The sequence below is a fragment of the Pseudolactococcus hodotermopsidis genome (assembly GCF_011170085.1).
GTDB classification, from domain to species: Bacteria; Bacillota; Bacilli; order Lactobacillales; family Streptococcaceae; genus Pseudolactococcus; species Pseudolactococcus hodotermopsidis.
Genome location: NZ_BLLI01000098.1, coordinates 1 through 5,119, shown reverse-complemented (window position 1 = coordinate 5,119; position 5,119 = coordinate 1). Strand labels below are relative to the sequence as shown.

General features: G+C 35.1%; 5 protein-coding genes. All 5 read right to left on the bottom strand.

Annotated elements, in window-relative coordinates; translation table 11 throughout:
• Window positions 1-425: 425 nt before the first annotated feature.
• The gene (locus tag Hs30E_RS10450) at window positions 426-1,322 is read right to left on the bottom strand and encodes a replication initiation protein (protein WP_172209883.1); all 897 of its coding nucleotides are present in this window, start codon (window positions 1,320-1,322) and stop codon (window positions 426-428) included.
• A gap of 948 nt (window positions 1,323-2,270) precedes the next feature.
• Entirely contained in the window at window positions 2,271-2,633 is a 363-nt protein-coding gene (locus tag Hs30E_RS10445) for a hypothetical protein (protein ID WP_172209882.1), read from the bottom strand.
• Between the two features lie 471 nt (window positions 2,634-3,104).
• Window positions 3,105-4,046, bottom strand: coding sequence for a trypsin-like serine peptidase (locus Hs30E_RS10440; protein WP_172209881.1), 942 nt, complete (start codon window positions 4,044-4,046; stop codon window positions 3,105-3,107).
• Window positions 4,047-4,052: 6 nt separating this feature from the next.
• Window positions 4,053-4,403: a hypothetical protein gene (locus Hs30E_RS10435; RefSeq protein ID WP_172209880.1), complete on the bottom strand. Its 351-nt coding sequence runs from the start codon at window positions 4,401-4,403 to the stop codon at window positions 4,053-4,055.
• Between the two features lie 255 nt (window positions 4,404-4,658).
• Window positions 4,659-5,119: hypothetical protein (locus tag Hs30E_RS10430; RefSeq protein WP_172209879.1), on the bottom strand; the 461-nt coding region annotated here is incomplete at its 5' end.

Sequence of the window (5,119 nt, the reverse complement as noted above, 5' to 3'; positions counted from 1 at the left end):
CTAAATTACTTAAATCATCGTCAAAATATTTTTTTACTAGGTTAATCATGTGTTATCCTTTCTGAACAAATCTATACCAATTTCAGCTAAATTTCTTGATTTACGTTATGAGCATAAGGGGAATCTGCCCCCAAAATAGGGGTAAACCGCAGAGCGGTTTGATTTCTAGGGGGGACCCTAATTGGTCTAATGGTGCAAAACTTGCACCAGTTTTCCGCCTATTTTGGTTCAAAACTTGCACCAAAATAGTGTTTAGTGCAAAACTTGCACCAAAAATAGCGGTGTTTTAGTGCAAAACTTGCACCAAAATGAACAGGTGCAAATTTTGCACCTAACAAATTTGGGGCTATTTTTGTTATTTTTTCGACTTTGACCAATCATTTCACGTAATAGTTTTGTCGCTCGTTGTTCCAGAGAACTGAACTTCAAATATCAAAACTTGTTTGTTCTTCGTTTTCAAAGTTTATTTTTTCAATAGCTTGTTTTTTTATCTGTTCAAGGTTTTTAATCTCTTCCTCAGTCGTTTGATTTTTATAATTTGGGTCAGACCAATCGGGTGTTTTTGAACCAGGTCCAGTATTTTGTCTTTCATTCTCGAATTTTCCGTCAACCCAATTTCCTGTCTGTTCTTGTTTCCACGACACTTTGTAAGCGATTATTGGATTGCCTTGTTTCCTTGCTTTAATCGGTTTGATTTTGAAACCTGCAAAAAGCGGGGAAAGCTCGTCAATAATTGGTTTTAAAACTTTGAATTTGAAATTGTTGGCTTTTTGCATACTTACAGGCACGTCGAGCATTTGATATAGCACGTCCTTGGGAATTTCTCCATCTGGAAAACCGCCGATTACCCCTTTTGTCCGCCATTGCTTGATGTGCCTAAACATTGTTTTTGCGTAAGTTGAACGCAAATTAGTGAATTGTTCAAGTTCGAATTGCGTGAAGTTAGCGTTTAGTTGATTGATGATGTACTCAAAATAATCAGTAACACGTAGTTCTAGCGTAATTTCCGACAAATCTAGCGTCCAATCTGCTCGAAAACGTTGGAACAGTAGCATACTGCTATATGAATTTTGAGTTTCTTCTCGATAGCGGAGGTTTTCAAGTTTACTAGATAGATTTTTCATAGTTTGCTTGAAATCCCCACCATGACGATTGGTATAATCAGCAAATTCCCTTAGCTGGTAGGTGTCGAAAGTGATTACTTCTGTGCCTTTGTCTCTTATTTGTGTCAGAATCGCAAAGAAAAAGTTTTGTTCCTCAGCAGTCCATTTGCGCATTGGGATTGTGTTCAGTGAATTGTGGTAACGTGTTATCTCGTTCATTAGTTCCTCTCTTCAAATATATAACTTAAATACCTTATATTTAATTATACGTTACTTTTTTGTTTTGTCAACTAAGATGTGCACTTTTGTAACTCAAGATGTGCACTTTTGTAACTCAAGATGTGCACTTTTGTAACTCAAGATGTGCACTTTTGTAACTCAAACATAGCCGCAAGTGGTGTGGTTAAGCCACTAAAACTCGAGGGAAAGATCTAGAAATATTATATAAATAATAAAGAAATAGTGAACCTCAAGATTTTCGGTTCACAATTCCAGGTCAAAATCAAAAGAAAAAAGGTAAATTTCTGACGAAATTTCCAGGGGCATTTTACGGGGCAAGCCCCCTTTTCTCTCCGAGAAAATTCCCCCAAGTTCAAAAGAGGGCTGAAAAGGAACAGGAACGTGGTATTCACGTACTTGTTCGCCCCCTTTGACATCAAACGCAAAATAAAATGACCGAATCCATGTTAAAAGACAAACCAGGAACACCCTGAGAGCTCTCAGATTAGCTCAGAATCGTTTGTAAAGATAAACATGGGTAAAAGTTCATCTTGAATCTAAAATGCAATCTGAGCCTTTCTAGGGGCATTTAAAGTTTTTTGTCAAAAGTAACGTTTACGCTCTTTCAAATCTAACTTTTTCTGTGTTATAATTAAAAAGCTGTCCCCTAGACATCAGCTAGGAGGGAGGTGTATACCTTGCAATTCGCTTTAGAATTCATTATCTCGGTTTTGGCAGAGGTAGCTGCTCACTACTTATGCAAATGGCTTGACCGTGATAATAACGACAGTAAGCCTACCCGTTAATCTGAAAAGAACGTAAAAAAAGCACCTCATCCTGCTCGATGGGGTGCTTTGGTGTATTTTTGCAATTCGCTTTGCTAAAATCATTATACCATTTTAAAAAATTTTTTGTCAAGATTATCAATCCCAAGCCAGCATGCTAGTTTTACAAAGATGGTCCAGAGTACCCCTTTATTGCACGCTTTTCATGCTCTTTTTTCTCTCTTAAATCCTGAATTCCTTGTCGAATGTCAGTTGTATCAAAGTTGCGATTATTCCGCTGTTCTCGCCAGTGTTTTAGATTGTACTCAATATCTTCCAACGTCCAAACTTCGCTGGTGTCACTTATGAACCCTAATCTTCTAATTTGCCTCTCATCTCTATCAAGCTCTTTTTGTTTTTCAGCACTAAACCAATCTTCCCACTCATACCCAAATGATTCAATGCAAGAATTCTTTTCCGCTTGTAATTTTGTGTAAGATTGAGAAAATCTAAGAGCTATTTCGGCATTTTCAATATCCTTGTCCAATTTTGAATTTGGGTCTAAACCAAAATCTTCAAGAAATTCTACAAAATCAGATTTGACATCTTCAAACTCCTCTACTTCGTCCGAGAATGCCTCTAATTTCGTTTTTTAGGGTATTTATACCTTTTTCGAAACAAAATACCACCTCGTCCAAATTATGAGCATTTGAGAGGTCTAGGATAATTTGCATGTGCCTGTAAATTATTTTTTGTCGTGACCTCCCAAAATATTCAAAATGAGATTAGCTACGATAATGTTGCTAATTGGAATAACAATCAAACGAATAATATCCAGCATTTCGACCACCTCTTTTCTAGCGTATTTTCTACACTTGAGAGCATTCTATCATGAATTTTTAAACTTTGATTTGCTACTCGCATTCAATTTTTCAAAACGAAAAAGAAAGCCCCTGACCGAAGTCAGGGGCTTTCTTTTTCGTTTTGAAAAATTTTCACTGAATTAATTGGTCTTAAATTACCATTTTCTTGCATCAGTAATGATATCAAATAAGGAGCGGTCAATTCTCTCGCCTTGATTATATTGGGCAAGTCCGCCACTATTTGTATGAATAGCAACCGCTTGATAACTATTATTATAAACTGGAGAACCACTTTGTCCACCATATGTATCCATTTGATAATTTAATTTACTAGAACCTAAACTATTACCAATAATTGAACCACTCATTGTCCATAGCTGTCCAGATGGTTTGTCTCCTGGATAACCTCTTACTGTAACATAGGAACCTATTTGACTATAATCAGTAGTAAGGGCACCAAAGTATCCAGTGTTATATCCAACATTAGTACCAAAGCGCAGCATTCCCCAATCATAGTTTTGGTCTTCATATTTTACATATTGTGTATCGGTATATAAATTTGTTGCATAATAAACACCTAAAGGATTTGAACTACCATTTTTCCCTGGGAAGAATGCTACTTGCTTTGCCCAACCTCCATTTGCCTTTGAATAAAGACAATGACCGGCAGTTACTGCTACTTTGTTTCCATACATCCAGGCAGTACCGATATATACTTTATTATCCGGAAAAGTAATTTCTATTTTACCTATAGCAGAATTTGGGAAAGAAGTAGTGTTTGTCACCCTATATCTATTATCCCACCCTATTATTTTTCTTGCTTCTTTTTCCAAAGGAATATTATTTGGAACAAACCCTTCCGCACTTGGAAATTGAGTTCTCGAAGATTTAGGTAAGGGTACAAGTTCTTCATCTTCAGTATCTAAATTATATGCTGTAATTCCTGATACTGCTGTTTCGGAATCGTTTTCCCCGATTGTGATAGTATTTTGTGATGGAGGTAATATCTCAGGATATTCTTCAGCATGAGTAGTTTGAAAGGTTGTGGTTATTAAACCAATAGTTAGTAAGATAAAGAATTTTTTATTTAATTTCATTGAATTTTATTTCACTTTCTCTATTTTTATAATGGTTTCAAATTGACTTGGATATGTTTCAAGAATAACACCGCTATAATAAACTAGTATTTTTTCTCCAGAAACATATTTATTAGCTTCATCATCTGTTATTGGAAGACTTAAATCTCCTTCTTTAGTTTTTAATAGTATCATTCCCTCTTGGGTTTTTTCTATACTTCCTGTAATCGTATGTATAGTAGCTGTAGACGGTTCTTTTATTTTTCCAGAATTACTTTTTAGATAACACCCTCCAACTGTTAGTGATATTAGAAATAAAAATAGAAGAAAATAAACAATTTTTTTTTGAAAGATAACACCCTCCTTATGAAAGTACATTCATGCTATTCTGCTCTCATTATATCATGCGCCATTTATACTGTCAATTATTTGTCAGATTTTTCTGAAAAATAATTCATGACAAAAGAACGTTAAAAAAGCACCCCATCGGGCAAGATGGGGTGCTTTGATGTTATTTAGCATACTCTAGTGCATAGTTATTATAGCATTTTTCCAAGTTTTTTGTCAAAATTATCGGGTTATTAGGGCGATAGTCCTAACCGAGCAGGCGTCTGCTCGTCTAATTACAGCAAGTCAACGAGATAGCCCCTTGTTTTTATTTTGGCTAAAATCAAGATTTAAACTTTTGCCAGACAGTTCTTTTTGTTGTTTTTCAGCTCTCTCAATCCGTTCATCAAGAGACAAATAACGTTCTGGGTCTTTTAATTTTTTGTTCTCAATTTCCAAATGACGAATATATTTTCTTTGCAACTCAACAGTATCAAACAATTGCTTTACGACATTTCGAATTTTTTTCAAGGCATCTAACGTAATTCCTTTCAGACCTGTAAAACTGCTTGAAGCTTTATTGATTATGTCTGCAACTTGAAATAATTTTAAATTAGGTTCAGTTTTAAAAAATTTTTCCGGTGTCGTTTCAAATAGTTCGAGTTCAAGTTTTGATTTTTGAAGTTTTAAATCTAAAATCTCTGTTTCGTTTCTGAGAGGCTCTATTTTGCTTTCTAAGCGTTCCAAAATATTTTTAGAGGTATTTA

Bases quoted from the DNA above. Each gene is read 5' to 3' on its own strand.
- Hs30E_RS10450 (WP_172209883.1), bottom strand. From the start codon at position 1,322: ATGAACGAGATAACACGTTACCACAATTCACTGAACACAATCCCAATG.
- Hs30E_RS10440 (WP_172209881.1), bottom strand. From the start codon at position 4,046: ATGAAATTAAATAAAAAATTCTTTATCTTACTAACTATTGGTTTAATA.
- Hs30E_RS10435 (WP_172209880.1), bottom strand. From the start codon at position 4,403: ATGTACTTTCATAAGGAGGGTGTTATCTTTCAAAAAAAAATTGTTTAT.